Source organism: Actinoallomurus sp. NPDC052308, from assembly GCF_040679195.1.
Lineage (GTDB): Bacteria > Actinomycetota > Actinomycetes > Streptosporangiales > Streptosporangiaceae > Actinoallomurus > Actinoallomurus liliacearum.
The window spans coordinates 693,749-719,113 of record NZ_JBFAUM010000002.1; the positions used below are offsets into that span (position 1 = coordinate 693,749).

Consider the following 25,365-nt stretch of genomic DNA (forward strand, 5'->3'; position numbering starts at 1 on the left):
AGTAGGTGATACAAGAGATCGCTCCGGACACCGAACTCGCCTCAAGCGGCGTCAGGTAGTGTGACGCAACGAACGGCTGTAGCTGAAACCATCCGATGCGCTGGAGAACCGCAGAAGCAAAGAACAGACCCGCTGCGGCAAGCACCTTCCGTCGCGCCGTAGAATGGGGGCTGATTCCCCATCCGAACACTCGACCGCGCAATCGACTCTGCACAAGCGATAAAGAGCGCTTGCGCCTATTCTCCACGCTCATCTTTCACCTTCTCTGGTTTTTGGTTCCTACCGCCGCTTTAGCGACGTTGGGCCCAGGCCCTCATCTCGGGACAGCGACCTTTCGACGACACTGCCCGGCAACCGTTGGTGACTGTGCAGGGGGCAACGCGGGCGGCAACCCGCGCCCCATGCGACGTAGGTCACCCGTTCGGAGCGCTCAACGGATACAGATATTCGTACTTCCGCCACTCAAAGAATTACGCCCAGGATTCCGGTCGTCAGAACGACCGGAATCCTGGGCGTAGGCGCTGCGAACTACTCCGGGACGCGGGCGACGCAGAAGACGGTCTGGCCGAAGGGCGGGCGGACGACGCGCTCGATGAGGCGGGTGGTCGGCACGACCGTCCGGTCGTAGATCTTGACGAGCTTCGGGTCGGGGTAGCCGGCGCCGCCGCGGCGGACCGCGGCCCACCAGGCGATGCCGCCGAGGAAGTTGATCGGCTTGAGCACGTCGATGCCGAGCCCGGCGCCCTTGACGGTCGCGGCCAGGGTCTTCGGCGTGTAGCGGGTCACGTGGCCGACCTTGCGGTCGAAGTCGCCGTACAGCTGCATGTAACCCGGCACCCAGATGACGATGCGCCCGCCGGGCTCGACCACGGCGGCGAGGTCCTTCAGCGCCTGGACGTCGTCCTTGATGTGCTCGAGGACGTTCATCATGACGACGGTGTCGACCTTGCGCTTGATCTTGATCTCGGCGGGCAGCGCGAGGTCGAGCACCTCGACGTCGTCGTTGCCCTGGTAGCGCTTGGTCAGCTGCTCGACGCAGTAGGGGTCGTTGTCGCTGACGACCAGGTAGTCGAGGCGGCCCGCGAACTGCTCGGAGAAGTGGCCGAGGCCGGATCCGACCTCGAGGAGCGACCGGCCGACGTGCGGGGCCACCGTGTCGTACTCGTACTGGCGGTAATTCTTCGCCTCATCGCCGCCGAGGTGGTTCTCCAACTGGCCTTCGCCGGCGGCCGGCTGGTCATCACCTTCGAAGGTCTCCGGTGCCGGCCGGCCGCTGCCGAGCAGGCCGAGCAGGGAACGTGCGATGGAATTCTTCTGCGCTGGTGGCATGCGATCACTCGCTGAATGTCGACGACGGGCCCAGGTGGGTGAGAAGTCTATCCACAGCCGGTACTCATGCGAGCACCGCGAACCCGTCGAGGAGGTACCCCGCCCCGGGCCATGATGGCCGGAAGGCCGTGACCCTTCGACAGCCGTGGCCATGAGCACATCGAGGTCGGACCATGGCCCGGGACGGGAATCTGTGGGGGCCGCCGCCCTCATTGCACAAAGGTTCACGATAACGGGCGATAGCCGCAAGATGACTGTTTTCAGATGGTGAGTGCCAGATTGATCCGTGCGGCGGCCTCCCGGATGCGCGGTGCGAACGCCTCCACTTTCACCAGTTTCGCCGGGCTGCAGGAGACCGCGACGGCTCCGACCGTCTCCCCGGCCGCGTCGGTCACGGGGACCGCGGCGCATCCGGTGCCCAGGAGGTACTCCTCGCGGTCCAGCGCGAGTGGCGAGTCGAGCCGGCGTTCGAGCTCGCCCTGGTGGGTGATGGTGTGGGGCGTCAGGCCGATCAGCGGGTGCCGTGACAGGTGGTCGCGACGGGCGAGCGGCGGGAGCTGGGCCAGGACGCACTTGCCGATCGCGGTGGCGTGCGCGGTCTGGCTGAGGCCCACCGACAGGTCGACCCGGGGCGTCCGGGGACCGTCCGCGATCTCGACGACGCGGATCTCGCCGTCCTCGTACAGGCTGAAGTACGCCGCCACCCCGAGCTCGTCGCGAAGCGTCCGCAACTCCACGCGAATGCGGGCGACGCGGTCCTGGGCGCGCCGGTCGTCCTGGAGGGGGTCCACCCGGTCCCCGAGGAGATAGGCCCCCTCCGCCGTGCGCACCAGGTATCCCTCGTGGACGAGGGTGCGCAGCAGGTGGTAGGTCGTGGCCAGCGGCAGTCCGACCTGGCGGGCGAGCTGTTTGGCGGGCGCGCCGCCGGGATGCGACGCCACCGCCTCCATGAGACGCAGCGCGCGCTGCACCGAGACGATGAGAGTCGGTCTCCGTGTCTCTTTCATCACGGACAGCGAACCCCGCCTTGACCCCTCGGTCAAGCGATTCGCTCAATCTCTCGTCTTTTGGACCGTTCCTGGCCACTTCCCACGGATTTCCCAGAATCCTCCCCCAGGTCTTTAAAGTCTTTCCTTTTGACTGGATGACGGCAACCTGAAAGGAGGCCGAGTTGAACAAGAAGATTCTGGGCGGTGTGTCCGCGCTGGCCGTCGGGGTCGTCGGCACGGGCGTCTACCTGGCGGTTCCGGCGTCGGCCGGTCCGTCGCCGAGCACCACCGCCAAGGCGGCGAAGCAGCATCCGGGGCACCGCGCGCGTCGCGTCCGCGCCGTACGCGGGATCCACGGTCAGGCCACCGTCCGTACGAAGAAGGGCTTCGCGCAGGTCGACTGGCAGCGGGGCACGCTGACCGCGACGAGCGGCGGGACGCTCAGCGTCCGCAGCGTCGACGGCACGACCTGGCAGTGGAAGACCGACGGCACCACGAAGGTCCGCAAGGACGGCGCCAAGTCCACCGTGTCGAAGCTGGCCTCGGGCGACTTCGTCGTCATCCTCGGCCGGGACACGAGCGGCGCCCGTACGGCGAATCGGGTGGTCGTGCCGAAGAAGGTCCCGGCGAAGGCGACGACCTCGCCGACCCCCTCGCACGGCTGAACCGGCGTCCCGGGCAGGAACGGCGGCGCGCGCCCGCCCGGCCTGGGGCCGCCCCCCGAGCCGGGCGGGCGGCCCCGGGCCGCGGGCGCGCCCGGGCACGACCGTGGGCCGTTCACGGCGGCCGTTCCGGGACGGGGACGGCTGCCCCGGCCCAGGGGCGCGACCCTGAGCCGGGGCAGCCGCCCCCGGGCCGTGGGCCGTTCCGGAGCGGGCATGGCGCGATGATGGAGCCGATGGACGATCCCCGAGTGCTCGTCGTCGACGACGAGCCCAACATCCGTGATCTCGTGGAAGTCGCCCTGCGCTTCCACGGATTCGCCGTCGTGACGGCGGCGACGGGAGACGAGGCGCTGCGCCGGGTGCGTGAGGACCGGCCGGCGCTGATCGTGCTCGACGTCATGCTGCCCGACCTGGACGGCTTCGAGGTGTGCCGCCGCCTGCGCGGTGACGGCGACGAGACGCCGGTCATCTTCCTCACCGCCCGGGACACCTCGTCGGACACGGTGACCGGCCTGGCCCTGGGCGGGGACGACTACGTGACGAAGCCGTTCGCGGTGGACGCCCTGGTCGCCCGCGTGCGGGCGGTGCTGCGACGCGCCCGGCCGCCGGCCGCGTCCTCCTCGGCCGACGAGGTGCTGCGCGTCGCCGATCTGGAGGTCGACGTCGCCCACTGGACGGTGCGCCGGTCCGGTACCGAGATCGAGCTGTCGCCGACCGAGTTCCGGCTGCTGATCTACTTCATGCGCAACCCGGGCCGGGTGCTCAGCCGCGCGCAGCTGCTGGAGAACGTCTGGGGCTGGGACCATTCCGCGGGCTCCCCGGTCGTCGAGACCTACGTCAGCTACCTGCGCCGCAAGCTCGGCTCGGATCTGATCCACACCCAGCGCGGCGTCGGCTACGCCCTGCGGCCACCGGCATGAGGCCGGCGATATGAGGGCGCAGGCATGAGGCCGCGGACATGAGATCGCTCAACACCCGGCTCGTCGCCGGGCTGCTCGCCGTGACCGCGGTGGGGCTGACGCTGATGGGCCTGGTCAGCGCGGTCGTGCTGCGCGGTTACCTGCTGCACCGGGCCGACAATCAGCTCGAGGACGTCCGCCGGCGGCCCGCCCCCGCGCACGCCGCCGACACGGTGGCCCCCGGCCGGTACATCGTCCTCACCGCGACGCGGGACGGCCGGGTCCGCGCGGCCGCCGGCGGGCCCGACCCGGCGCGCGCCCTCGACCGCGCCGTACGGCTCGGCCCCGGTCCGCTGTTCGCCGAGGGGCGGCGGGGCCGGCCGTTCGGGTTCGGGGGGATGCGCGCGATCGCCCGTGTCAACGCGCGCGGGAACCTCACCGTCGTCGTCGATCCGCTCACCGAGGTGCACGCGGCCCTGGCGGGCCTCCTCGTCGTCGAGGCGGCCACGGGGGTGGTCCTGCTCGGCCTGGTGGCCCTGCTCGGCCGGGGGCTGGTCCGGCGCGGGCTGGCGCCGGTGTCGCGGATGGCGGCCACGGCGCACGGCATCGCGAGCGGCGGCGACCTGAGCGCCCGGATGGAGGAGTCGCCGTCGGAGGTCGGCCGGCTGGCCGGGGCGATCAACGTCATGCTGGGCCGGATCGAGCAGGCGTTCCTCGCGCGACTGCGGTCGGAGGCGAAGGTACGGGAGTTCGCCGCGGAGGCGTCGCACGAGCTGCGCACGCCGCTGACGACCATCCGCGGCTACTCCGACCTGTACGAGCAGGGCGCGGTCAGTGCCGAGGAGGCGATGCGGCGGATCTCCGGGGAGGCCGCGCGGATGGGACGCCTCGTCGACGAGCTGCTGGAGCTGGCGCGCCTGGACAAGGGGTCGGCGCTCGCCACGGCGCCGGTCGACCTGACCGTGCCGGCGCGGGACGCGGTGGCGGACGCGGCGGTCGTCGAGCCGGACCGGCCGATCACCCTCGACGCGCCGGACTCGCTGGTCACCGTGGCCGACGAGGCCCGGATCCGGCAGGTCCTGGCGAACCTGCTGGCCAATGTGCGCGCGCACACGCCGCCGCGCACGCCGGTGACCGTACGGCTGGCGCCGACCGACACGACGGTCGTCCTGGAGGTCGCCGACGAGGGACCGGGGATGGCGGCGGAGGAGGCCGCGCGCGCGTTCGACCGGTTCCACCACGCGCAGGGCAGCGACGGCAGCGGGCTGGGCCTGGCGATCGTGGCGGCGATCGCGGCGGCGCACGGCGGGCATGCCGCGCTGCGCTCGGCGCCGGGGGCCGGCACGGTCGTACGGGTGGAGCTGCCGCGGCTGGCACCGGTCCCGGGGCCTGCGGACAACCTTCCGCATACCGGGCCTACTGGCGGGTAGAACCAGGGAGTAACTTCCTACGGAGGTGATCCTCATGGCGCACGTGGACGAACGCACCGCCCGCCGCGTCGCCGAAGAGGCCCGCGAGACCGCGTGGCGTCTGCCCAGCTTCGGCAAGCAGCTCTTCCTCGGCGACTTCCGGCTCGACCTCATCCACCCCCATCCACGGGCGGATGAGGAGGCCCAGGGCAAAGGAGAGGAGTTCCTGGCCCGGCTCCGGGAGTTCTGCGAGACGAAGGTGGACCCCCAAATCATCGAGCGCGAGGCCCGCATCCCGGACGACGTGATCAAGGGGCTGAAGGCCCTGGGCGCCTTCGGCATGAAGATCCCCGAGGAGTACGGCGGCCTCGGCCTGAGCCAGGTCTACTACAACAAGGCGCTCATGCTCGCCGGGTCCACCCACTCCGCGCTGGGCGCGCTGCTGTCCGCCCACCAGTCCATCGGCGTACCGCAGCCGGTCAAGCTGTTCGGCACCGACCGGCAGAAGCGGACGTTCCTGCCCCGCTGCGTCAACGAGATCAGCGCGTTCCTGCTCACCGAGCCCGACGTCGGCTCCGATCCGGCCCGGCTGCGCACCACGGCCGTCCCGGACGGCGACGAGTACGTCATCGACGGCGTCAAGCTCTGGACCACCAACGGCGTCGTCGCCGACCTGCTCGTCGTCATGGCCCGCGTACCCGAGTCGGAGGGCCACCGCGGCGGGATCACGGCGTTCGTCGTCGAGGCGAACAGCGAGGGCATCACCGTCGAGAACCGCAACGCCTTCATGGGCCTGCGCGGCATCGAGAACGGCGTCACCCGCTTCCACCAGGTCCGCGTGCCCGCGGCCAACCGTGTCGGCAAGGAGGGCCAGGGCCTGAAGATCGCGCTGACCACGCTGAACACCGGGCGCCTGTCCCTCCCGGCCATGTGCGCCGGGGCGGCCAAGTGGTGCACCATGATCGCCCGCGAGTGGTCGAAGGAGCGCGTCCAGTGGGGCCGCCCCGTCGGCGAGCACGAGGCCGTCTCCGCCAAGATCTCCTTCATCGCCGCGACGGCGTACGCGCTGGAGGCGATGGTCGACCTGTCCAGCGCCCTCGCGGACGACGAGCGCAACGACATCCGCATCGAGGCCGCGCTGGCCAAGCTGTACGCCTCGGAGATGGCCTGCCGCGTGGCCGACGAGCTCGTGCAGATCCGCGGCGGGCGCGGGTACGAGACCGCCGAGTCCCTGGCCGCGCGCGGCGAGCGCGGCGTCCCCGTCGAGCAACTCCTGCGCGACCTGCGCATCAACCGCATCTTCGAGGGCTCCTCGGAGATCATGCGGCTCCTCATCGCCCGTGAGGCGGTCGACACCCACCTGTCGGTGGCCGGCGACATCATCGACCCCGACGCCGACCTGAAGGCCAAGGCCAAGGCCGTCGGCCGCGCCGGCGGCTTCTACTCCACCTGGTTCCCCACGCTCCTCGCCGGGGCGGGGCAGCGGCCCGGGTCGTACGCCGAGTTCGGCCCGCTGGCCCGGCACCTGCGCTACGTCGAGCGCTCCTCCCGCAAGCTCGCCCGCTCGGTGTTCTACGCCGCCGGACGCTGGCAGGGCGGCCTCGAACGCCGGCAGGGCTTCCTCGGCCGCATGGTCGACATCGGCGCCGAGCTGTTCGCGATGAGCGCCGTGTGCGTCCGCGCGAAGGCCGACGACCGGCCCGAGGCGTACGAGCTGGCGGAGGCGTTCTGCGCCCAGGCGCGCGTCCGGATCGGCGAGCTGTTCGACCGGCTGTGGCACAACACCGATGCCCTCGACGGCAGGCTGGCCCGGAAGGTCATGGACGGCCGCTACACGTGGATGGAGGAGGGCGTGCTGGACCCGTCCATCCCCGGCCCGTGGATCGCCGAGCCCGAACCCGGCCCGAGCCGGCGCAAGAACGTCCGTCACACCGTCGCCTGAGCACCTGCCGAGATCCCCGGCCGGCCGCCGCGCCGTACGATGCGGCGACCGCCGGGGATCGCTCATGTGGCGGGGAAAGCGTTCGGGACTTCGTCGGAGTACCGGTGACAGATCTCGCTCACCGGAAGGTGCCCACGATGGACGACCGACCATGAAGGGCGTGCGGGTCGCCGAGCCCGTCGTACGCTCACCCGACGCGTTCGCGGCGCTCTACGACGAGCACTTCCCGTCGATCTACAACTATGTCGCGAGCCGGCTGGGCCGCGACGTGGCCGACGACGTCGCCGCCGACACGTTCGTCATCGCCCTGCGCAAGCACGGGGGTTACGACCCGGAGAGGGGCGCCGTACGGCCCTGGCTCTTCGGCATCGCGACGAGGCTCGTCGCGCAGCACCGGCGGCAGGAGACGCGCCGGTACCGCGCCCTGGCCAAGGTCGGCCGTGAGGAGATCACCGACAGCCACGAGAACCGGGTGATCAACTGGGTGCGGGCCGAGGGCCTCCAGCCCCGCCTCGCCACGGCGCTGGCCGCACTCCCGCGCGGCCAGCGCGACGTCCTGCTGCTCAGCGCGGTCTCCGAGCTCTCGCATGAGGAGATCGCGCAGGCGCTCGGCATCTCGTACGGAACGGTCGGCTCGCGGCTGAGCCGGGCCCGCAAGAAGGTGCGCTCCGCACTCGGGGAGGACAACGATGAATGACGAGCGCATGATCCGCAGCCTCCTGCGGGAGGCTCCGCCGTCCGCCGACGTCGTCGCCGAGGGCCGGCGCCGGCTGTACGCCGCGCCGCCGCGCCGACGGCGGTGGCGGGCACCCGGCCTGGGCATCGCCGGGCTGGGCCTGGCGGCCGCCGCCACGGCCGCCGTGGTCGCCGTCACCGCGAGCGGCCCGCCGCCCGCGTCGGAGCACGCGCCGCCGAAGTCGATGAGCGCACGGCAGGTGCTCCTCGCGGCCGCGGAGAAGGCGGCGAGCGAGCCGGTCGGACGGTACTGGCACACCCACGTGATCAGCGGCCAGGCGTACCACGTCGCGAAAGGCGACTACGTGATCGACGGCGCCCGGCACGAGCTCGACCAGTGGACCGCGCGCAGCGCCGAGGACGACGACGTCTTCCGCAGCCGGTTCGCCGGCGCGATCCCGCAGACGGCGGCCGACCGGGCGGCCTGGCGGCGGGCGGGCTCGCCGAAGTCCTGGCGCGTCCTCTCGAACGGCCAGTACATCCGGCAGACCACCGCCGCGGACCGGTGGGATCTCGTCCGGATGACACCCGCCGAGAAGAAGGGCTACGAGAAGCTGGTCGCCCGCGTACGTAAGCAGTGCGCCGGTCACCCGCAGGGCTGCCCTCAGCAGGAGCTCACCCAGGCCCAGCGGGAGGCGCTCGCCGACGACCCGGCGGCGCTGCGGCAGCGGCTGCTCACCACGTCGGGCAAGGGCGGTCCGAGCAACGTCCTCGCCCAGGCCGGCGAGTTCCTCGCCCAGCCCGGCTCGCCGAAGCTCAACGCGGCCGTCTTCCGCGTCCTGGCGGACACGCCGGGCATCCGCAACGCCGGGTCGGTGACGGACCTTCGGGGACGGACCGCGATCGCGCTCACCGCACGCGCCACGGATTCGAGTGGCGTGTTCGACACCCAGCTTCTGCTGCAGCCCGGCACGTACCGCGTGCTGGGCACCCAGACCGTGCTGGTGGCGGGCCGGGGGGCCGAGACGGCGGGGATCAAGCCGGGCACCGTCTACACGGAGCAGCTCTTCCTCGAGATGGGCTGGACGGACTCCGCTCCGCGCTGAGCCGCCGGGATGATGATCCCTGCGGTCGGCCGTTCCAGCGGCCGGCCGCAGGGATCGTCCCGGGGACCGGTTACACCGCTCGCACCCCTCTTGGCGGTGCGTGACCGCTCTGGCAGTATCCCGGCATGGGGACGCCGGAGGCAGGACTCAGGGCATGGTTGATCGGCCTGGACGATCGGTCGCTACGGGCGTTACTGCTTCTCCCCGGCCCGCTGCCGACGCTCTCGGGCATCGGCGCCGCCCGCAACGGCGCCGCGCTGCGCGTGGGGCGCCGTGAGCTGCGCTCCGCCCATGTGGCGCTGAACCGCGCCCAGAGCCGCGAGCTCGACATGATGGCCGGAGCCGCCGTCGCGTACGCCGCGTACATCCTGCAAGAACACTTCGGCTACTCGGAGTCGGAGGTCGCCGGACCCGACCTGCCGACGCTCACCGCGATGTTAGAGCGCCTCGAACCTGTTCTGGCCCGGCTGACCATGTACGGCATCGTCATCCGCGAGGCACCGGCGAGCCGACTGGTGCGAGAGCACTGGGACGAGCTCCTCGAGGCCGCCGCCGGGCCGGGCGAACCCGGCGGGCCCGCACAGGACGAGCAGGACGAGCAGGGCGAGACCGCCTTGCACGGGCTTCCTTCATCGACGCCGCCGGAGCGGACCGCGGAAACGGAAGAGGACGACGCTGTGCCGGACGAGACCACCGGAGCCGACCTGACCGCCGCGGCCGAGGCGCTTCGCGCTCGGGCGGACTCTCTGGCGATGACACTGGACCAGGCGGCGGCACGGGTCCGCGCCGGTTCCCGGGTCCCGGACGAGCTCGTGGACGAGCTGTCCGCGTGGTCGTCGGAACGGACGGGCCTGGCCACCCGGCTCGCGGAGGCCGGTCGCCCCTGGCCGGACGAGGAGGACTTCGCGGAACTGCGCCGGCTCATCGCGGAGATTCGGGCCGAGGAGGACGCGAAGACCAGGCGGGCCAGGGAACTGGCCGGGTTGCGCGTCCAACATGAGCAGCTCTCCGGGGCCCTCGCGACGGCGTCGCCGGGCGCACCTCATCTCGGACCGCTTCGCGAGTCCCTCTCCCTGCTGGAAGACCGGATATCCGCCCTGCTCGGCGGAGTGACCGTGCCCGGCGTGGCGCCCGCGGACGAGCGCGCGCCCGCTCCAGAAGCTCCAGCAGCTCCAGCCGCCGATCCTCCCGGACCGTCCCAGGCCGGTGAACAGGCGGAGAGCCCGGAGACGTCCGCCATCCTCGATGAACCGGTGGCGACGCCGACCGCCCCGCAGACGTCCGCCGCCCTCGACGAACCGCCCGCCGCACCCGGCGAACCGGAGCCCGCGCCCGTGGGGCGCGTGGACGAGTACCCGTCCGGTACCGCGTCCGCGGCACCGTACGACGTGGATGCGCACCCGTCCGGCACCGGGTCCGCGGCACCGTACGACGTGGATGCGCACCCGTCCGGCACCGGGTCCGCGACGCCGCACGACGAGGAGGTCGCGGCCGCGCCCTCCGGCTCGTCACCCCGCGCGGAAGAGCCCGCCTCGGGTGAGGAGCAGCCGCCGGAGACGGAGTTCCTGCCCTGGCGGCCGCTCGCCGCGACGGCCGACACCGCGCATCCGGTGGCGCAGGACGCACCGGTGGCGCGGCTCGTGCGGGAGGGCCGGTTCCAGGAGGCCTACTGGCTGACCGCCGGCTCGAGCGAGAAGACGCACCGGGCCGACTGCCTGGCCTTCGCCCACGCCGCCTTCTCGTGCGGCGGTGAGGATGAGGCGACCGCGGTGCTGACCGGCTTCGTGCCGGATGTCGACGCACTCCGGTCCGACCGGCCGGCGCTCGTGCTGACCGCCGCCGCGTCCGTACGGGCGGGCATGCTCGTCGGCTGGCAGAACGACTTCCTCCTTCAGACCGACCTGTCGACCATGATCTCCGGTCCGTGGGGGCGGTTCCTCGAGAGCGCCGTCGGCGTGCTGCGCCATTTCGAACGGATCGATCCCGTGGGGGACGGGCTGAGCACCACCAGAGAGCCGCTGCTCACCCGGGAGCGCCTGGGGGACGAGGCCACCGAGCTCGTGACCGACCTGCCGCGCCAGCGGGTCGGGTACGCGCGCGCCACCCACGTCCGGACGCGGCTGCTCCGCCAGGAACAACCCCTCGGGAAGGCCCTGACCGTCATCCGCGCCTGGGCCGACGGCCAGGCCGACACGGCGGCGCTCGAAACGGTCTGGGAGCTGTTCCGCAAGCGCGGCTCGGCGGAGCGCATGATCGAGGAGGCGGACGCGGCGATCCGTACTCCGAAACAGGCCAAGGAACCGATCGAGGCGGCGGCGAAACGGGCGCTGCTGCGCAGCATCGACCAGGTGTCCGACCTGCTCTCCCGGGCTCGGGCCCTGGCCGCGCCCGCCGTCGGCGACCGCGCCGACTGCATCACGGCCCTGCGCCGGTCTTTGGAGCAGGTCCGCGACGTGGCACCGCTGCCGGGTGTCGATGGAGCCGCCCTCATGCGGTTGCGCACCTGGCTGCTCGGCGCGGACCGGCCCATCGTCCCGGTGCCCGTTCTGGAGGCCGAGGCCGGACAGCCCGACGGGCAGCCGGGCGCGGAGTCGCTGCTGGCGGCACCGGACCTGCCGCGTTCGCACGAAGGCGTGCCCCTCCCCGACGCGGACGGGTTCACCGACGCTCTCCTGGCACTGCTCGATCCCGTCGACAGCCGCGCGGTGCTGCGCGCCTACTCCCAGAACGGCGACCTCCACCTGGCCGACGCCTTCGTGGCCGCCCTCGAACGCGACCTGGTCCCGTGCGTTCCGGCGGGCCGCGACGCGATTCCGGGCGACTGGCGTCAGTCGCGCGAGATCGAATGGGCACGCTGGTCGAACCGGCACCGCGAGACCCACCGGGCCGCGGCGGGCCTGCTGGCCGAGCTGCGCACCCAGCAGAACCTCAGCCCGGAGACGGAACGCGACTACACCGGACGGCTCGAGCAGTTGGAACGGCCCGCGCCGGAGGGGGCCTTCGGCGGCACGATCGACCAGATCCGCGCGCTCCAGGAGGAGCTGCGGTCGCGGGTCGACGAGTACGTCGAACGACTGCGGGGCAGCCTCGGCGCGCTCAACCTGCACGCGGACGAGCGGGAGCGGCTCACCGCGCTGCTCGACGCGGGTGACACCGTGACCGCCGAAGAGTGCCTCGCGCTGCTGCGCAAGGGTGACCCCCTGCCCGATTGGAGCGGTACCGACTGGGGTGCGGAGCTCGCCGCGTTCACCGCCGGGATGGAGCTCGACACGGCGGTCAAGACCGGCCAGGGTTACTCCGCCCGGTCCTGGGCCGATCACTTCCTCGGCGGGCAACCGCTGACGTCCGGCGCCGAGGTCGCGCTCGACGCCTGGGACGCGCTGTGCGATCCGACGAAGCGGGGCTCGGAGTGGCAGCGGCACGTGCCCTCGGTGCTGCGCCTGCTCGGCCTGGAGTGCGAACAGACGCCGGTACGCGACGACCGCCGGGTGCGCGGACTGCTCCGCCTGACCGCCCGCGCGACGCCGATCGAGTCGGCGCCCGGCTACGTCGCCGCGCTCGGCTCCGCGGCCTCCGCCTACACCATCCTGGTGGTCTCGGACGAGCAGCGCGGGCGGAGCCCGCTGGACCTGCTCGACAGCGGCGACACCGGTGCCTGCATCATCATCTACCTCTACCCCCTCGGCCTCGGTGGCCGCCGGGCGATGGCGGAGAAGGTGCGCACGTCGTCCCAGCAGGCGCTCGTGGTGGATCCGGCCGTCTTCGGATGGGTCGCCGCGCGGTCGCCTCGCTCCTTCCGCGCGGCTCAGCGGCTGACCCTGCCCTGGACGGCCTTCACCCCGTACACCCCGTTCGTCGCCGGACTCGTGCCGCCGGAGGTCTTCTACGGCCGCGGGCAGGAGATGGCGACCGTCACCGACCCGCTCGGCGCCCTCTTCCTGTACGGCGGGCGCCAGCTGGGCAAGTCGGCGCTGCTCCGCAAGGTGGAGGCGACGTTCCCCGACACTCCCGAGCGGAAGGCGATCTACCTCGACCTGAAGGCGCGCGGGGTCGGCGAGGCCGAGCCGGCCGAGCGCATCTGGCCGGTGCTCGCCGGTGAGCTGCAACGCGTGGGGGTCCTCGGCCGCAAGGTCTCGCCCGAGGCCGGACCGGACGTGATGCTGAGCCAGGTGCACCGCTGGCTGGAGGAGAATCCCCAGCGGCGGATCCTGGTGCTCGCCGACGAGGCGGACGCCTTCCTGACCGCCGACTCGAAACCCGTGCCCGGTCGCGGCGGCGACGGAACGTTCGCCAACGTCGTCCGGCTCAAGGGCCTCATGGACCGTACGGACCGGCGCTTCAAGATCGTGTTCGCGGGTCTGCATCAGGTCCAGCGCTTCAGCCACCTGTCGAACGTGCCGCTCACGCACGGCGGGCCCGACGTGCTGATCGGACCGCTGAAACCGGCCGAGGCGCAGCGCCTGGTGGTCGAGCCGATGGCCGCCTTCGGCTACCGCTTCGAACGCCCCGAACTCGTCTGGCGGGTTCTCGCCGCGACGAACTACCAGGCGTGCCTCGTCCAGATCTTCTGTGACCGGCTCGTCGCGGCGCTGCGCGAGAAGCCGCTGGGGTCCGCGCAGTGGCCGATCGCCGTGACCGACGAGGACGTCCGCGCGGTCGCCAGCTCCGCGCAGGTCCACCGCCACATCGCCGAGCGGCTCCGGATCACGATCAATCTCGAGGACCGCTACCGCGTGCTGGCCCTGGTGATCGCGCTGCGCAGCCAGGCGGACGGCTTCGCCCGCGGCTACAGCGCCGACGAACTGCTGAGCGCCGCCAAGCAGCACTGGCGGGAGGGTTTCAGCTCGCTCACCGCCAGCGACGTACGGATCTACCTGGACGAGATGGTCGGACTCGGTCTGCTCATCCAGCAGGCCGACCGGCGGCGTTACGCCGTACGCAGCCCGAACGTCGTGCACATGCTCGGCACCCGCGAAGACCTCGAGCTCGAGCTGCGGCAGACCGAGTTCGACCTCCCGTACGACTACAACCCCCGCTTCTCCCGGCGCCTGGTCGGACAGGACAAGAAGGAGGGCATCGCCCGCTACAGCCCGCTGACCGAGGACCAGCTGCATCTCGCCACCGGCCCGGGACTGTCGGCCGTCTGCCTGACCACCGCGTTCGCTCCCGCCCTCGTCAAGTTGGCGGTGCGGTCCTATTCCGACGCCCGGGGCCTGCGCGTGCGCGTCGCCGGGGCGGACGACCTGGCCGACGTGCTGGCCAACGACGCGCGGGACCGCAAGCCGAGCATCGTCCTGGCCGATCTGCACGGCTGCGCGGAGGCGGAGCTGGAGAGCTGCGTCGAACGGCTCGGCCGGCACACCTCGCCGGACGACCCGCACCGTGCCGCCGTGCTCCTCGTCGATCCCGTGACATGGGACGGCCGGCAGGACGAATCGGTCACCAGCGTGGTGCACCCGCAGCGGTGGAACGCCGACAGCCTGCGGGCCTGGCCCGAATGCCCATTCGACACGCCGGACAAACGCCGCAACCTGGTCGAGGTCACCGGAGGGTGGCCGAAGCTGGTGGAGCGCACGGTGCACCGCACCTCCCGCCAGGGGGCCACGCTGAAGACGGCGCTGGACGAGATGCTCCTGTACACGGGGCGGATCGAGTTCGCCCGCGCCCACCTGGAGGACGTGCAGCTCGATGACCGGCAGATCGAGCTGCTCTCCGAATGGACCGCGTACCTGGAGCCGGGTGAGGCGTCCAGCCCCGCCGACATCGCCTCCGTCACCGGCCTCGGCCTGGAGCAGGTCCACGCGCTGACGCGGCGGTTGGTCGAGCACGGCGTGCTCGACGACGGGGACGACGGGTACACGCTCGACTGGGTGACCTTCCGCGCGCTCGCGTCACTGCGGAACTCTTCGTGAGTCTCGCCTCGACCGTCGATCCGACCGCCCTGCCGGGCGTACGGGTCTGGGTGCGCCGTGTCCTGGAGGATCTTCAGCGCGGCAGGAGCTGCCTGTGCCTGCTCCCCGACTCCCAGGTCCGGCCGACGGACGCACCGGTCGAGAGGATCCTGGGCGAGTTGCTGCACGAGCTCGGCGACTTCCTGCTCCTGCCGCCGGCGGAGCCGGATCGCGTCGCGCGGGTCCCACGGCCGCGCGCCCCGCAGGCCGCACCGGCCGGCCGGTGGACGCCGAGTGAGCCGCTGCTGGACTACGACGACGGCCTCTCGGACTTCGAGCACCACACCCGGCCGCTCCCGGCGACGCCGGCGATCATGGCGCCCGTCCCCTCGGTGCCCGTGCGGACCGCCACGGCCGACCTGCTGGAACGGCTGGCCAAGGAACTCCAGAACCATGGTCCCGCCGTCGAGGGGCTGGACGACGTACTGGCGCGGTTGACCGAGGACCGGCCGCCGTCCCACGGCGGCCAGGTGATCGTCGTACGAGCCTGGCGGGAGGCGTCTCCCACCGCCGCGACCGACCTGCTCCGGCGGCTGACCGCGGCCGTCAAGGAGGCCGGACTGACCCCCGCCCGGCGCCCGCGCATGCTCGTGGTCGCCACGCCGTCGGGGCTGCCCGCCGAGCTCCCGGACCAGATCTCCCGGGAGGACACGGCCGTGCACTGGTGGTGGGGGGTCCTCGGCCGGTTGGACACCGCCACCGTCGTCTCCGTGGCCCGGCCGCACTCCCCCGGCCCGGCGGCACATCACCAGCTCCTGGAATCGGTCGTCCAGGCGGCAGTGGTCGAGGTGTGCGGGCCCTTTCTCGACCTGGCGACGGAGCTGGCCACCCGCTGGGACGGCGTTCCGGCGACCCTCCTCGATGAACTGAGGCACGTGGTCGGTGCCGTGACCGCGGAGTCCGCCTCGGCGGGGTCCGCTCGCCGGGGACGTCGCTCCCCGCTCCAGCCGGACAACACGCTGCGCCCCGGCTGGAATCAGGGGCTGCTCGACGCGTGGGACGGGCAACTGCGCTGCCACCCGGGATACGAGCCCGATCTGGAGCACACCGTGCGGACCAGGCTCTGGCTCGCCCAGAACCGTGTTCTTCTCCCCCTGCTGGACGACGCGCGCGAGGAGTTCACCGAGGTGATCCGCCGCCGGTCCCGGCTGCCGCCCGGCCGGCTCGCCGAGCGCTACCGGTCGGGCCCGGTGGGCGCCGCGTCGGCGCCGCCGGCGGACGGCGGCCCCACCGACGCGCTGATGGGGATGGAACTCGGCGCGATGTGGGGCGCCCACCTCAACAGCCACGTCCGGCTGACCCGCGAGGAGGCCGACCGGCTTCGCGTGCTGTGGGACGCCCGCAACCGCCTGGCCCATCGCGCCGCGCTCGACGACCACCGGTTGAAACGGCTGGTGACGGAGCTCTGCCGGTGATCGATTCGCGGTCCGTCGCAGGTGGCCACGGCGGGCGTCAGAGCCCGGGCAGGAACCCGCGGAGCTCCGCCAGGACGGCCTCGGGGCGTTCCTCGGCGAGAAAGTGGCCGCAGTCCTCGATCATCGTGCCGGTGACGTCCTCGGCGTAGTCGCGCCAGACCGCCACGGTGTCGATCGTCTGCAGGAAGCTGTGCTCGCCCCACAGCGCCAGCAGCGGCATCGGGATCCGCCGGCCGGCGTCGGCCTCGTCGTGCTCGGCGTCCTCGTCGGCGGCGCGGTAGTCGTCGAACCCGGCGCGCAGCGCGCCCGGCCGGGAGAACGCCCGGACGTATTCGGCGATGTCCTCCTCCGGGAGCGGCACGTGCGCCCAGTCGTCGATGAGGTACCGCAGGTAGGCATCGGGGTTCGCCCCGGCCAGCAGTTCGGGCAGGTCGGGCCGCAGGTGGAACAGCCAGTGCCAGGTGCCGCGGGCAAGGCCGGCGTCCATCCGCCGCCACATCTCGCGCGTCGGGATGATGTCCATGAGGACGAGCCGCTCGACGTCGCCGGGATGGTCGAGCGCCCACCGGTGCGCCACCCGGGCACCCCGGTCGTGGCCGATCACCGTGGCCGACTCGTGGCCGAGGGCGCGGATCAGCCGGTGCAGGTCCTCGGCGCGGGTGCGCTTGTCGTGCCCGTCCCTCGGCAGGTCGCTGCGCCCGTAGCCGCGCAGGTCCGGAACGACGACCGTGTACGCCTCGCTGAGCGGCCCGACGAGGTGCCGCCAGCAGTGCCCTGTCTGGGGCCAGCCGTGCAGAAGGACGAGCAGGGGCCCGTCGCCCGCCTGCCGGTAGTACATGCGGATGCCGTTGACCGTTGCGATCGCCATCTCTAACCCCCTTATACGGTTATAGCCAATCTAACCATATGATGGGGTTATGGCGGACTGGCTCTGGGACGGCGGCCGGCCGAGCGTCGACCTGGTCAACACGATCCGCGACCGCAAGCTCGGCGGCCGCGAGACCCTGCGCACGCCCGCCGACCTGGCCGCCTGGCTGCGGACGGCGGATCTGCCCGGCGACGCCGGCGACGCCGACCTGCGGGCCGTACGGCGACTGCGCGAGGCGATCGACCTCCTCGCGTTCCCGGACGTGAGCGCGGCCGACCGGGGGGCCGTGGCGGAGGTCGACGACGCGCTCCCCCGGACCGCACGGGAGGCGGTCGACCTCGTCAACGCGGCCATCGCGGCCGCGCCGCCGGTCCCCCGGCTGGCCCTGGACGACGCCGGGCGTCCCGTCGCCGCGCCGCGCGAGGAGACGACGGCGGCCGCGATGGCCCGCCTCGCCGTCGACGCGATCGGCCTGCTGACCGGCGACGACCTGCTGCGCGTCTGCGCGGCGCCCGACTGCGGCGTACGGTTCGTGGACCGCTCCCCCGCCCGGAACCGCCAGTGGTGCTCGATGCGGCGCTGCGGCAACCGGAACAAGGCCCGCCGGCACTACGACCGCACACGGTCCTGAGCGGAGATGTCGTCCCGCTCTGCGATGATCGCCCTGTGATCGACACAGCGGACCAGGACGAACTCCGGAACACCATCCGCGAGGCCCTCGCCATCGGGGATCTCGACTTCGACGCGATCATCGAGGACTGCGTCGAGTACCTTCACGGGGTCGCGGAGGCCGACACTGTGCGCGCGGCCGCCACCGAGATCGCGACGGAGGAGTTCGCCGCCTACCGCTCCGACCAGGAGACCTGGCCGGACGTCCTCGACGCCGACCGGCTGATCCGGGCGTTCCGGGAGCTGGAGACGGCCGGGATCATCGCCCGCGAGAACTTCACGTGCTGCCAGAGCTGCGGCACCGCCGAGATCGGTGGCGAGGCTCCGGAGGGCGCCGAGCCCCGCGGCTACGTCTTCTGCCACCACCAGGACGTCCAGGCCGCCGTCGGCGGCCATGGGGTGTACCTGTCGTACGGCGCCTTCGGCGGGGACGAGGCCGCGACCACCCGGATCGGCGAAGAGATCGTCGCCGTGCTGCGCCGCCACGGCCTCACGCCGGACTGGAACGGCGATTCCGGCCGGCGGATCGCGGTGCCCCTGACGTGGCGGCGGCGGCGCTTCGGGCGGCTCGCCGCCTGGCCCGGCGGCCCCGAGCCGGAGAACGCCGGCCCGCTCATGGTGACCTACCGCGACTACGCGCGAGGGCGTGGCGAGGACGACGCGGTCCCGATGCCGCTCGCCGCGGCCCGCCGGACCCTGCTCGACCTGACGCCGCGGAAGGGCAACTTCGCGACGTTCGAGGGCCGGTCCGGCGCCATCGTGCAGATGATCTGGGAGGACGGGCCCCGGCTGTGGCTGGAGAGCCCGGACGTCGCGACGCGGAGCTCGCGCGGCCGCCACGTCACGCCGGCCGAGGCCGAGGACCTGATCCGCGTCCTCGCCGAGGAGGACCGCGCGGACCTCGCCCGCCTCGGCGACATCGAGGTCCGCCCCTGGTCCACCGGCTGAGCCACCGAGGACGACCCCCCAGGCGTCCCACCGGCTGAGCCGTCGAGGACGGGCCACCGGCTGAGCTGTGGAGGACGGGTCCCCGCCGCGTCCCGCCGGGTGGGCCGTCAGAGCGGCGGGATCCGCTCGCGGCGCATCCGCGGGATCACCGGGCGTTTCTCCATCTGGAAGACGCGGTCCCAGGCGGCGTCGAGCTGGGCCTCCAGCTCCCGGACGCGCTTCTCCAGTCCCATGATGTGGCGGATGCCGACCAGCGTGACGCCTTCGTCGGCCAGTTCCATGACGCGGCGGATCCGGCCGATCTCGTACGCCGAGTAGCGCCGGTGGCCGCCCGGCGTGCGCCGGGGTTGAACGACGCCGTACCGGTCGAGACGGTGCAGGAACCGGCGGCGCGTCTCGAGCATCTCGGCGGCCTGCCCGACGGAGTACAGCGGCCGGTGTTCTTCTTCAGTGAGGACCATGACGCGAGCCATCGTGGGGCACGGCACACCACTCGGATGCCCCGTACACGCCCAGGTTGTGGGCTTCTTTACGCACGAAGGGCGGGGCGCGTCGGCACCCCGCCCTTCCGATGGTCGTCGGTCAGAGGCGCTCGATGATGGTGGCGTTGGCCTGGCCGCCGCCCTCGCACATCGTCTGCAGGCCGTAGCGGCCGCCGGTGCGCTCCAGCTCGTGCAGGAGCTTGGTCATCAGGATGCTGCCGGTGGCGCCCAGCGGGTGGCCGAGCGCGATGGCGCCGCCGTTCGGGTTGGTCTTCTCCAGGGAGGCGCCCGTCTCGCGCGCCCACGCCAGCGGGACCGGCGCGAACGCCTCGTTGACCTCGAACACGTCGATGTCGTCGATCGACAGCCCGCCCCGCCGCAGGGCCTTCTCGGTGGCGGGGATCGGCCCGGTCAGCATGTACACCGGGTCGGAACCCTCGACGACGAGCGTGTGGATGCGGGCGCGGGGCGTCAGGTTGTGCTCCCGTACGGCCTCCTCGGAGGCGATGAGGAGCGCGCCGGCGCCGACCGAGATCTGGGAGGCGATCGCGGCGGTGAGCTCCCAGCCCTCGCGCAGCGGCTGCAGGCCGGCCATCTTCTCCAGCGAGGTGTCCGGCCGGGCGCCCTCGTCCTTGGTGACGCCGGCGATCGGCGCGGTCTCCCGGTCGAAGTAGCCGTTATCGATCGCGTTGACGGCGCGCTGGTGGCTCTCCAGCGCGAACGCCTCCAGATCACCGCGCTTGAAACCCCATTTCTCGCACATCAGCTGCGCGCCGCGGAACTGCGAGATCTCCTGGTCGCCGTACCGCGCGGACCAGCCCTCGCCGTACGGGAAGGGCATGCCCTTCTCCAGCGCCATGGCGACGCTGGAGCCCATCGGGACCATGCCCATGTTCTCCACGCCGGAGGCCACGACGAGATCCTGGGTGCCGGACAGGACGCCCTGGGCGGCGAAGTGGATCGCCTGCTGCGACGACCCGCACTGCCGGTCGATGGTCACGCCGGGGACCCGCTCGGGCAGGCCCGCGGACAGCCAGGCGGTACGGGCGATGTCGAGCGACTGCGGGCCCACCTGCATGACGCAGCCCATGATCACGTCGTCGACCGCCTCGGGGTCGACGCCCGTGCGCTCGACGAGCTCCTTGAGAACGTGCGCGCCCAGGTCGGCCGGGTGCACGGCCGCGAGGGCGCCCTTCTTGGTGCCTACGGGGGTACGGACCGCTCCGACGATGTACGCCTCGGCCACGACGCCTCCAAGTATCTTCCCGGGTTCCGTCCCAACAAGAACCGAACAACATTCGGTCAGTACGAGGTTACCTCGCCCGGTCCATCCGTCGATATGACCGGGCCCACTCTCCTCGCCCTGAGCGCATACCGAATGCTCGGCCATTCCACCTGAACCATTGTCGAGGTTCTAGAGTGGCGCGCATGGAACATCCCCGATGGGACGTGTGCGAGCTCACCGTGGGCCAGGTCGCGGAGCGGAGCGGGGTCGCCGTCTCCGCGCTGCGCTTCTACGAGGCTCAGGGCCTGATCCGCAGTCGCCGTACCGCGGGCAACCAGCGCCGCTACACCCGCGATGTGCTGCGACGCGTTGCGTTCATCCGGGTCTCCCAGCGCGTCGGCATCCCGCTGAAGCAGATCCGCGACGCCATGGCCCGGCTTCCGGACGAGCGGACGCCGACCCGGAAGGACTGGGCCGCGCTGTCCGCCTCCTGGCAGAGCGAGCTCACGGCCCGCATCGAACAGCTCCAACGGCTGCGCGACGACCTGACCGACTGCATCGGCTGCGGCTGCCTGTCGCTGAGCCGCTGCCGCCTGTCGAACCCGTTCGACGAGCTGGGCGAGCAGGGCCCCGGCCCCCGGCGGCTGCTCACCGAGACGGCGGCGCAGGCGGCGTCCGCCGCCGGACCGGACGCCTGCGACGGGGATCACTGCGGCTGAGGTGACGGGGTCCCGAGCTGCCGGTCGTACGCGGTGACCAGGGCGTCGAGCACGCCGGGGAAGCGGGCGTCGAGGTCGGGTCGGGGTGAACGCCCTCATCGTGCCGCCGGTCCACCTGCGGAACGCCCGCCGGACCATCGAGTCCGTCGCCGACGAGCTGGCCGAGCTGCTGGAAGGGGCGGCCGCCACGCTCCGGGAGACCTGGGAGGCGGAGACGGCCGCCAAGTGGCTCCGCAAGGCCGAGCGGACGTCCGCACACGCCGAGGACGCCTGGGCGGCGATCGACCGGGGCCGGGAGAGCCTCCGGCTCAACCCCCGTCGGCGACGGGCCGAGGATCCGGCCCCGGCACCCGCCCTGCTCCCGTTGGAGGTCGTCGCCAAGCGGACGGCGAGCCTGCAGCGCTCGCTCGTCGACGCCTTCGAGGCCGGGACGCCCCAGGCCGACGGAGAGCTCGTCGCGCTGCACTGCGACGTGCTCGACCACGCCGCCGACACCGTACGGGCGTTCCGGTGCCGGCATTTCGCGACGCCATGGTCGCCACCGGCCGGGAGGGACGCACTGCGGGAGACGGACGGCAGGCTCCGGGACCGGCTGCGCGCCCGGCGGTCCGGCCCACAGGGACGGGCGGTCGACGAGGCCCTGTGCATCCCGATCGACCGGCTCCTCACCGCGCTCGACGACCTGCTCGCCGAGTCCGCCCCGCCGACGCGAACCGGTGACCGCCCCCGCCGACACGGAACCGGTAACCACTCCGGCCGACGCGAGCCGGTAACCGCGTCGGCCGGCCGGTGGGCCGTCAGCCGGAGGACTGGGCCTTCCGCACCATGGCCAGGTGCTCGCGCAGGTGGGGCAGCGCCTGCTTGGCGAGGGCGATGACCTGTTGCGACGATCCCTGGGAGATCTGCGTCTTGGTGTCGGCGATGGCCTTCTCGTGCCCGCTCGCCATCGTGGCGAGGTAGTCCTGGTCGAAAGCCTTCCCTGATTCCTCCTTCAGCCGCTTCGCCACCTCGGCGTCGGCGGGCGCGACGGACCCGGGAAGGGAGACACCGACCCGGCGGGCGACGCTGGTCACCTTGTCCTCGAGGTGGGTGTGGTCGTTCGCCAGTCTCCGGCCCACGGAACGGACCGCCGAGGTGGCGCCCTTCTTCTCGGCCAGGTTCCCGAGCTCGACCTCCGCGAGGTTGACCTGGTGGATCTCGGTCAGCCAGCTCCGGTCCTGCTGGGACAGTCGGCCTTCGCCCGTCGGCGAGGTGGTCGGCGAGACGGTCACCGTCGGCTGGGCGCCGCCGGTGCCGCATGCCGTGCCCACCGTGGCGATGACGGCCGCCGCCGAAAGCGCGAGCAGGTACGGATGACGCTGCATTGACGTGCCCCCTGTCGGTAGTCACTGCGTCACCTTCCGTGACGCTCTTCGCCGTACCCGCGGATGAGCGGCGTCATGCAACGGCGGCCTCCACCGGGTTACGCTTGACGCGGGTCGGACCGGAGGAGAGAAGCGTGAGTGGGGTCGTAACGCTCGCCCTGTTGGCGATCCTGGTGGCGTTCATCGTCAGCCGCGTCGCGAAGAAGGTCGGGCTGGGCATGTCCCGGGACCGCGTGATCGGGCTCATCGTCGTCTTCGTCATCGTGGTGTTGATGGTGTGGGGGCAGAAGACCGGCGGAAAGTAGCGTCCGCCCTGAACCGAAGTGGCCCCTGGGACGTCTTATCGCGTACGAAGCACTCTTCTGCTGGGAGACATCCATGCCACAAGCCAGCGCGCACGCGAGCGACGCCACCTGTCACCTGCGCAGGCTTGTGGACTTCGCCGAGCCCCGGCCGGACGACACCTGTCTCGACCTCGGCTGCGGCGCCTCGGACGTCCTCGGCCCGTGGGTCCACCGGGTGACCAGCGCCGACGCCGCGTCTCTGCCCGAAGGGCCGTTCACGCTCATCACCGCGAGCCTGACTCCGACGCTCGACGCCGACCCCGTCGACCTGCTCCGGCGGCTCCTGGGCGTCTGCGCCGGGCGGCTCGTCATCGCCGACGTCGTACGGACCCGGGCCGGCGACAGCGGCCGCGTCGAGCGCGTGCGCGACCCGGCCCGTACGACGACGCGCTCCTTCGACGAACTGGTGGACCTGGTGCGCCAGGCCGGCGGTGCGACGCGCCGCCTCGACGTGTTCACCATCGAACGGCCGGTCGAGCCGTGGCTCGCCAAGGCCGGCGGCTGTGAGGACCTCCGCGCGGAGCTGACCGCCGAGCTGGACGGCGGCCCGAAGACCGGTGCGCGCCCCCGCCTGATCGGCCGGGAGCTGTGGTTCACCCAGTCGTGGGCGTACGTCGCGGCCGAGCCCATCAGCGGGGAGCGGGCGGAAGCAGCACCGCCGCGCCGTTGACCCGGTCACCGGCCAGGTCCGCCAGGGCGCGGTCCGCCTCGGCCAGGGGATAGGGCGTCACCGTGACCTTCAGCGCGAGCCGGTCGGCGAGCCGGAGGAACTCCTCGCCGTCCGCCCGCGTGTTCGCGGTGACGCTGCGGAGCCGGCGCTCCTGGAACAGGTGCGCCTGGTAGTTCAGCGCCGGGATGTCGGTGAGGTGGATGCCGGCGATCGCGAGGGTGCCGCCCCGGTCGAGGCGTTCGAGGGCGACCGGGACGAGCTCGCCCGCGGGCGCGAAGATGATCGCCGAGTCGAGGGGCTCCGGGCTCGGGTCGAACGAGTCCTGCGCCGACGCCGCGCCGAGGTCGAGCGCGAGCTCGCGGGCCGCCGCCGCCCGGGTGAACACGTGGACCACGGCGCCCTGGGCGATGGCGACCTGCGCCGCCAGGTGCGCCGACCCGCCGAAGCCCCAGATGCCGAGTCGGCCGGCCGGCGGAAGCGCGGCGCCGCGCAGCGCGCGGTAGCCGATGATCCCCGCGCACAGCAGCGGCGCGAGCTCCGCGTCGGGCCGGTCGCCGGGTAGCGGGTAGACGTACGCCTCCGGGGCGACCGCGAACTCGGCGTACCCGCCGTGCGCGTCCCAGCCGGTGTAGACCGAGCGGGGGCAGAGGTTCTCGTCGCCGCGCCGGCAGTACGCGCACCTGCCGCAGGTGCCGCGCAGCCACGCGACGCCGACCCGGTCCCCCGCCGCGAACCGGTCTCCCGGGGTGACGACCTCGCCGACGATCTCGTGGCCCGGGGTCACCCCGGGCAGGTGCGGCGGCAGATCGCCCTCGGCGACGTGCAGGTCGGTCCGGCACACGCCACAGGCGCGCACGCGCAGCAGCACCTCGCCGGGCCCCGGCTCCGGAACCGGCCGGTCCACCGCCCGCAGCGGCCCGGTCCCGATCGGCCCGGGCGCGCGGACCTCCCACGCCAGCACCCCTCCACCCTAGGGACGCCCGCCGCCGCCGTGAACGCGGACCGCGCCGATTCGCCGTCACCGCACGAGATCGACAGGGGTATGGGGAACGGTATGGCCGGCCCGCCGGTTCGGATAGAGATCACGCCGATCCGATGGGAGCCATCATGACCGAGAATCACGGGCCGTCGCCCGTCCGTCAGCTTCGCCTGGTCGTCGAGGCGGAGGACTACGAGGCGGCACTCGCCTTCTACCGCGACGCGCTCGGCCTGCCCGAGCAGGCGGCCTTCTCCGAGAACGGAGACGCCCGGGTGGTGATCCTCGACGTGGGCCGGGCCACTCTGGAGATCGCGAACCCGGCGCACAAGCAGTACATCGACGAGGTCGAGGTGGGCCGGCAGGTGGCACCGAAGATCCGGGTGGCGTTCGAGGTGGACGACGCCCGGGCCACCGCGGACCGCCTGGTGACCGCCGGCGCCGAACAGGTGGCGCCGCCGACCCTCACGCCGTGGAAATCCCTGAACGCCCGGTTCGACGCGCCCGCGGGCCTGCACATCACGGTGTTCCAGGAGACGCTCACCGAGGACGAGCGCCGGTCGCTCGACGGCTTCGGAACCGAGACGGCGGGACCGGCCGAAGACTGATCCCCGATCAGGGCGGGCTCCACCGCGCGGAGCCCGCCGCTGAGCTTCTTCGCGGAGCGGGAAAGCGGCGGCCGGGAGCGGGTGATACCCAGGTGACCGCCATCCGCGCCAT

General features: G+C 72.4%; 22 protein-coding genes. 15 read left to right on the forward strand and 7 right to left on the reverse strand.

What is annotated here, in order from left to right; genetic code table 11:
* Positions 1-528 precede the first annotated feature (528 nt).
* Positions 529-1,329 (reverse strand): class I SAM-dependent methyltransferase, encoded by an 801-nt coding sequence (locus AB0L00_RS09305; protein WP_364430610.1) that lies wholly within the window; start codon positions 1,327-1,329, stop codon positions 529-531.
* Between the two features lie 260 nt (positions 1,330-1,589).
* The gene (locus tag AB0L00_RS09310) at positions 1,590-2,336 is read right to left on the reverse strand and encodes an IclR family transcriptional regulator (RefSeq protein WP_364430613.1); all 747 of its coding nucleotides are present in this window, start codon (positions 2,334-2,336) and stop codon (positions 1,590-1,592) included.
* A 164-nt stretch (positions 2,337-2,500) separates the two neighbouring features.
* Here AB0L00_RS09310 and AB0L00_RS09315 point away from each other — a divergent pair, with 164 nt between their 5' ends.
* From AB0L00_RS09315 to AB0L00_RS09350, 8 genes are all read left to right on the forward strand, one after another.
* On the forward strand, positions 2,501-2,983 hold the full coding sequence (locus tag AB0L00_RS09315) for a hypothetical protein (RefSeq protein WP_364430615.1): 483 nt from the start codon (positions 2,501-2,503) through the stop codon (positions 2,981-2,983).
* A gap of 233 nt (positions 2,984-3,216) precedes the next feature.
* Entirely contained in the window at positions 3,217-3,903 is a 687-nt protein-coding gene (locus AB0L00_RS09320) for a response regulator transcription factor (protein ID WP_364430618.1), read from the forward strand.
* A 38-nt stretch (positions 3,904-3,941) separates the two neighbouring features.
* Entirely contained in the window at positions 3,942-5,312 is a 1,371-nt protein-coding gene (locus tag AB0L00_RS09325; RefSeq protein WP_364430621.1) for a HAMP domain-containing sensor histidine kinase, read from the forward strand.
* 34 nt (positions 5,313-5,346) lie between these two features.
* The gene (locus AB0L00_RS09330; protein WP_364430624.1) at positions 5,347-7,233 is read left to right on the forward strand and encodes an acyl-CoA dehydrogenase family protein; all 1,887 of its coding nucleotides are present in this window, start codon (positions 5,347-5,349) and stop codon (positions 7,231-7,233) included.
* Between the two features lie 151 nt (positions 7,234-7,384).
* The gene (locus AB0L00_RS09335) at positions 7,385-7,930 is read left to right on the forward strand and encodes an RNA polymerase sigma factor (protein WP_364430627.1); all 546 of its coding nucleotides are present in this window, start codon (positions 7,385-7,387) and stop codon (positions 7,928-7,930) included.
* Positions 7,923-9,014, forward strand: coding sequence for a CU044_5270 family protein (locus AB0L00_RS09340; RefSeq protein WP_364430630.1), 1,092 nt, complete (start codon positions 7,923-7,925; stop codon positions 9,012-9,014). The genes AB0L00_RS09335 and AB0L00_RS09340 overlap by 8 nt, the downstream gene beginning before the upstream one ends.
* A 125-nt stretch (positions 9,015-9,139) precedes the next feature.
* The gene (locus AB0L00_RS09345; protein ID WP_364430632.1) at positions 9,140-14,926 is read left to right on the forward strand and encodes a hypothetical protein; all 5,787 of its coding nucleotides are present in this window, start codon (positions 9,140-9,142) and stop codon (positions 14,924-14,926) included.
* On the forward strand, positions 14,923-16,380 hold the full coding sequence (locus AB0L00_RS09350) for a hypothetical protein (protein WP_364430635.1): 1,458 nt from the start codon (positions 14,923-14,925) through the stop codon (positions 16,378-16,380). The genes AB0L00_RS09345 and AB0L00_RS09350 overlap by 4 nt, the downstream gene beginning before the upstream one ends.
* Before the next feature lie 37 nt (positions 16,381-16,417).
* Here AB0L00_RS09350 and AB0L00_RS09355 read toward each other — a convergent pair whose 3' ends face one another.
* Positions 16,418-17,248 carry an alpha/beta hydrolase gene (locus tag AB0L00_RS09355; RefSeq protein ID WP_364430637.1) on the reverse strand — a complete coding sequence of 277 codons (831 nt, stop codon included), beginning with the start codon at positions 17,246-17,248 and terminating at the stop codon, positions 16,418-16,420.
* A gap of 49 nt (positions 17,249-17,297) precedes the next feature.
* On the opposite strand from AB0L00_RS09355, the gene AB0L00_RS09360 reads away from it, so the two are divergent.
* Together AB0L00_RS09360 and AB0L00_RS09365 are read left to right on the forward strand one after the other, a co-directional pair.
* Positions 17,298-17,879: an ABATE domain-containing protein gene (locus AB0L00_RS09360; protein WP_364430639.1), complete on the forward strand. Its 582-nt coding sequence runs from the start codon at positions 17,298-17,300 to the stop codon at positions 17,877-17,879.
* 35 nt (positions 17,880-17,914) lie between these two features.
* On the forward strand, positions 17,915-18,865 hold the full coding sequence (locus AB0L00_RS09365) for a hypothetical protein (protein WP_364430642.1): 951 nt from the start codon (positions 17,915-17,917) through the stop codon (positions 18,863-18,865).
* 107 nt (positions 18,866-18,972) lie between these two features.
* Here AB0L00_RS09365 and AB0L00_RS09370 read toward each other — a convergent pair whose 3' ends face one another.
* Both AB0L00_RS09370 and AB0L00_RS09375 read right to left on the reverse strand, forming a co-directional pair.
* On the reverse strand, positions 18,973-19,326 hold the full coding sequence (locus tag AB0L00_RS09370) for a MerR family transcriptional regulator (RefSeq protein WP_364430644.1): 354 nt from the start codon (positions 19,324-19,326) through the stop codon (positions 18,973-18,975).
* 121 nt (positions 19,327-19,447) lie between these two features.
* Complete coding sequence (locus tag AB0L00_RS09375) at positions 19,448-20,593, reverse strand: acetyl-CoA C-acetyltransferase (RefSeq protein WP_364430646.1); 1,146 nt, start codon at positions 20,591-20,593, stop codon at positions 19,448-19,450.
* A 182-nt stretch (positions 20,594-20,775) separates the two neighbouring features.
* Here AB0L00_RS09375 and soxR point away from each other — a divergent pair, with 182 nt between their 5' ends.
* The gene (soxR, locus tag AB0L00_RS09380) at positions 20,776-21,291 is read left to right on the forward strand and encodes a redox-sensitive transcriptional activator SoxR (RefSeq protein WP_364430648.1); all 516 of its coding nucleotides are present in this window, start codon (positions 20,776-20,778) and stop codon (positions 21,289-21,291) included.
* Between the two features lie 85 nt (positions 21,292-21,376).
* Positions 21,377-22,168 (forward strand): hypothetical protein, encoded by a 792-nt coding sequence (locus AB0L00_RS09385; RefSeq protein ID WP_364430650.1) that lies wholly within the window; start codon positions 21,377-21,379, stop codon positions 22,166-22,168.
* Here the strand turns inward: AB0L00_RS09385 and AB0L00_RS09390 are convergent.
* A complete protein-coding gene (locus AB0L00_RS09390; RefSeq protein WP_345355100.1) occupies positions 22,089-22,655 on the reverse strand; it encodes a DUF4142 domain-containing protein in 567 nt (188 codons plus the stop codon). The two genes, AB0L00_RS09385 and AB0L00_RS09390, sit on opposite strands and share 80 nt — an antisense overlap.
* A gap of 134 nt (positions 22,656-22,789) precedes the next feature.
* On the opposite strand from AB0L00_RS09390, the gene AB0L00_RS09395 reads away from it, so the two are divergent.
* Positions 22,790-22,960 (forward strand): hypothetical protein, encoded by a 171-nt coding sequence (locus AB0L00_RS09395; protein WP_345355103.1) that lies wholly within the window; start codon positions 22,790-22,792, stop codon positions 22,958-22,960.
* 73 nt (positions 22,961-23,033) lie between these two features.
* Complete coding sequence (locus AB0L00_RS09400; RefSeq protein ID WP_364430652.1) at positions 23,034-23,669, forward strand: class I SAM-dependent methyltransferase; 636 nt, start codon at positions 23,034-23,036, stop codon at positions 23,667-23,669.
* On the opposite strand, the gene AB0L00_RS09405 is transcribed toward AB0L00_RS09400, so the two are convergent.
* Positions 23,629-24,630: a zinc-dependent alcohol dehydrogenase family protein gene (locus AB0L00_RS09405; RefSeq protein ID WP_364430654.1), complete on the reverse strand. Its 1,002-nt coding sequence runs from the start codon at positions 24,628-24,630 to the stop codon at positions 23,629-23,631. The genes AB0L00_RS09400 and AB0L00_RS09405 overlap by 41 nt on opposite strands.
* 146 nt (positions 24,631-24,776) lie before the next feature.
* Between AB0L00_RS09405 and AB0L00_RS09410 the strand changes: the two genes are divergently transcribed.
* A complete protein-coding gene (locus AB0L00_RS09410; protein WP_364430656.1) occupies positions 24,777-25,253 on the forward strand; it encodes a VOC family protein in 477 nt (158 codons plus the stop codon).
* Positions 25,254-25,365: the final 112 nt, after the last annotated feature.

What these genes read in the sequence shown, in the direction of transcription:
- AB0L00_RS09345 (WP_364430632.1), top strand. Translation starts at nt 9,140, where the DNA reads ATGGGGACGCCGGAGGCAGGACTCAGGGCATGGTTGATCGGCCTGGAC.
- AB0L00_RS09310 (WP_364430613.1), bottom strand. Translation starts at nt 2,336, where the DNA reads ATGAAAGAGACACGGAGACCGACTCTCATCGTCTCGGTGCAGCGCGCG.
- soxR (WP_364430648.1), top strand. Translation starts at nt 20,776, where the DNA reads ATGGAACATCCCCGATGGGACGTGTGCGAGCTCACCGTGGGCCAGGTC.
- AB0L00_RS09305 (WP_364430610.1), bottom strand. Translation starts at nt 1,329, where the DNA reads ATGCCACCAGCGCAGAAGAATTCCATCGCACGTTCCCTGCTCGGCCTG.
- AB0L00_RS09330 (WP_364430624.1), top strand. Translation starts at nt 5,347, where the DNA reads ATGGCGCACGTGGACGAACGCACCGCCCGCCGCGTCGCCGAAGAGGCC.
- AB0L00_RS09335 (WP_364430627.1), top strand. Translation starts at nt 7,385, where the DNA reads ATGAAGGGCGTGCGGGTCGCCGAGCCCGTCGTACGCTCACCCGACGCG.
- AB0L00_RS09400 (WP_364430652.1), top strand. Translation starts at nt 23,034, where the DNA reads ATGCCACAAGCCAGCGCGCACGCGAGCGACGCCACCTGTCACCTGCGC.
- AB0L00_RS09360 (WP_364430639.1), top strand. Translation starts at nt 17,298, where the DNA reads ATGGCGGACTGGCTCTGGGACGGCGGCCGGCCGAGCGTCGACCTGGTC.
- AB0L00_RS09370 (WP_364430644.1), bottom strand. Translation starts at nt 19,326, where the DNA reads ATGGTCCTCACTGAAGAAGAACACCGGCCGCTGTACTCCGTCGGGCAG.
- AB0L00_RS09355 (WP_364430637.1), bottom strand. Translation starts at nt 17,248, where the DNA reads ATGGCGATCGCAACGGTCAACGGCATCCGCATGTACTACCGGCAGGCG.
- AB0L00_RS09410 (WP_364430656.1), top strand. Translation starts at nt 24,777, where the DNA reads ATGACCGAGAATCACGGGCCGTCGCCCGTCCGTCAGCTTCGCCTGGTC.
- AB0L00_RS09320 (WP_364430618.1), top strand. Translation starts at nt 3,217, where the DNA reads ATGGACGATCCCCGAGTGCTCGTCGTCGACGACGAGCCCAACATCCGT.
- AB0L00_RS09390 (WP_345355100.1), bottom strand. Translation starts at nt 22,655, where the DNA reads ATGCAGCGTCATCCGTACCTGCTCGCGCTTTCGGCGGCGGCCGTCATC.
- AB0L00_RS09325 (WP_364430621.1), top strand. Translation starts at nt 3,942, where the DNA reads ATGAGATCGCTCAACACCCGGCTCGTCGCCGGGCTGCTCGCCGTGACC.
- AB0L00_RS09340 (WP_364430630.1), top strand. Translation starts at nt 7,923, where the DNA reads ATGAATGACGAGCGCATGATCCGCAGCCTCCTGCGGGAGGCTCCGCCG.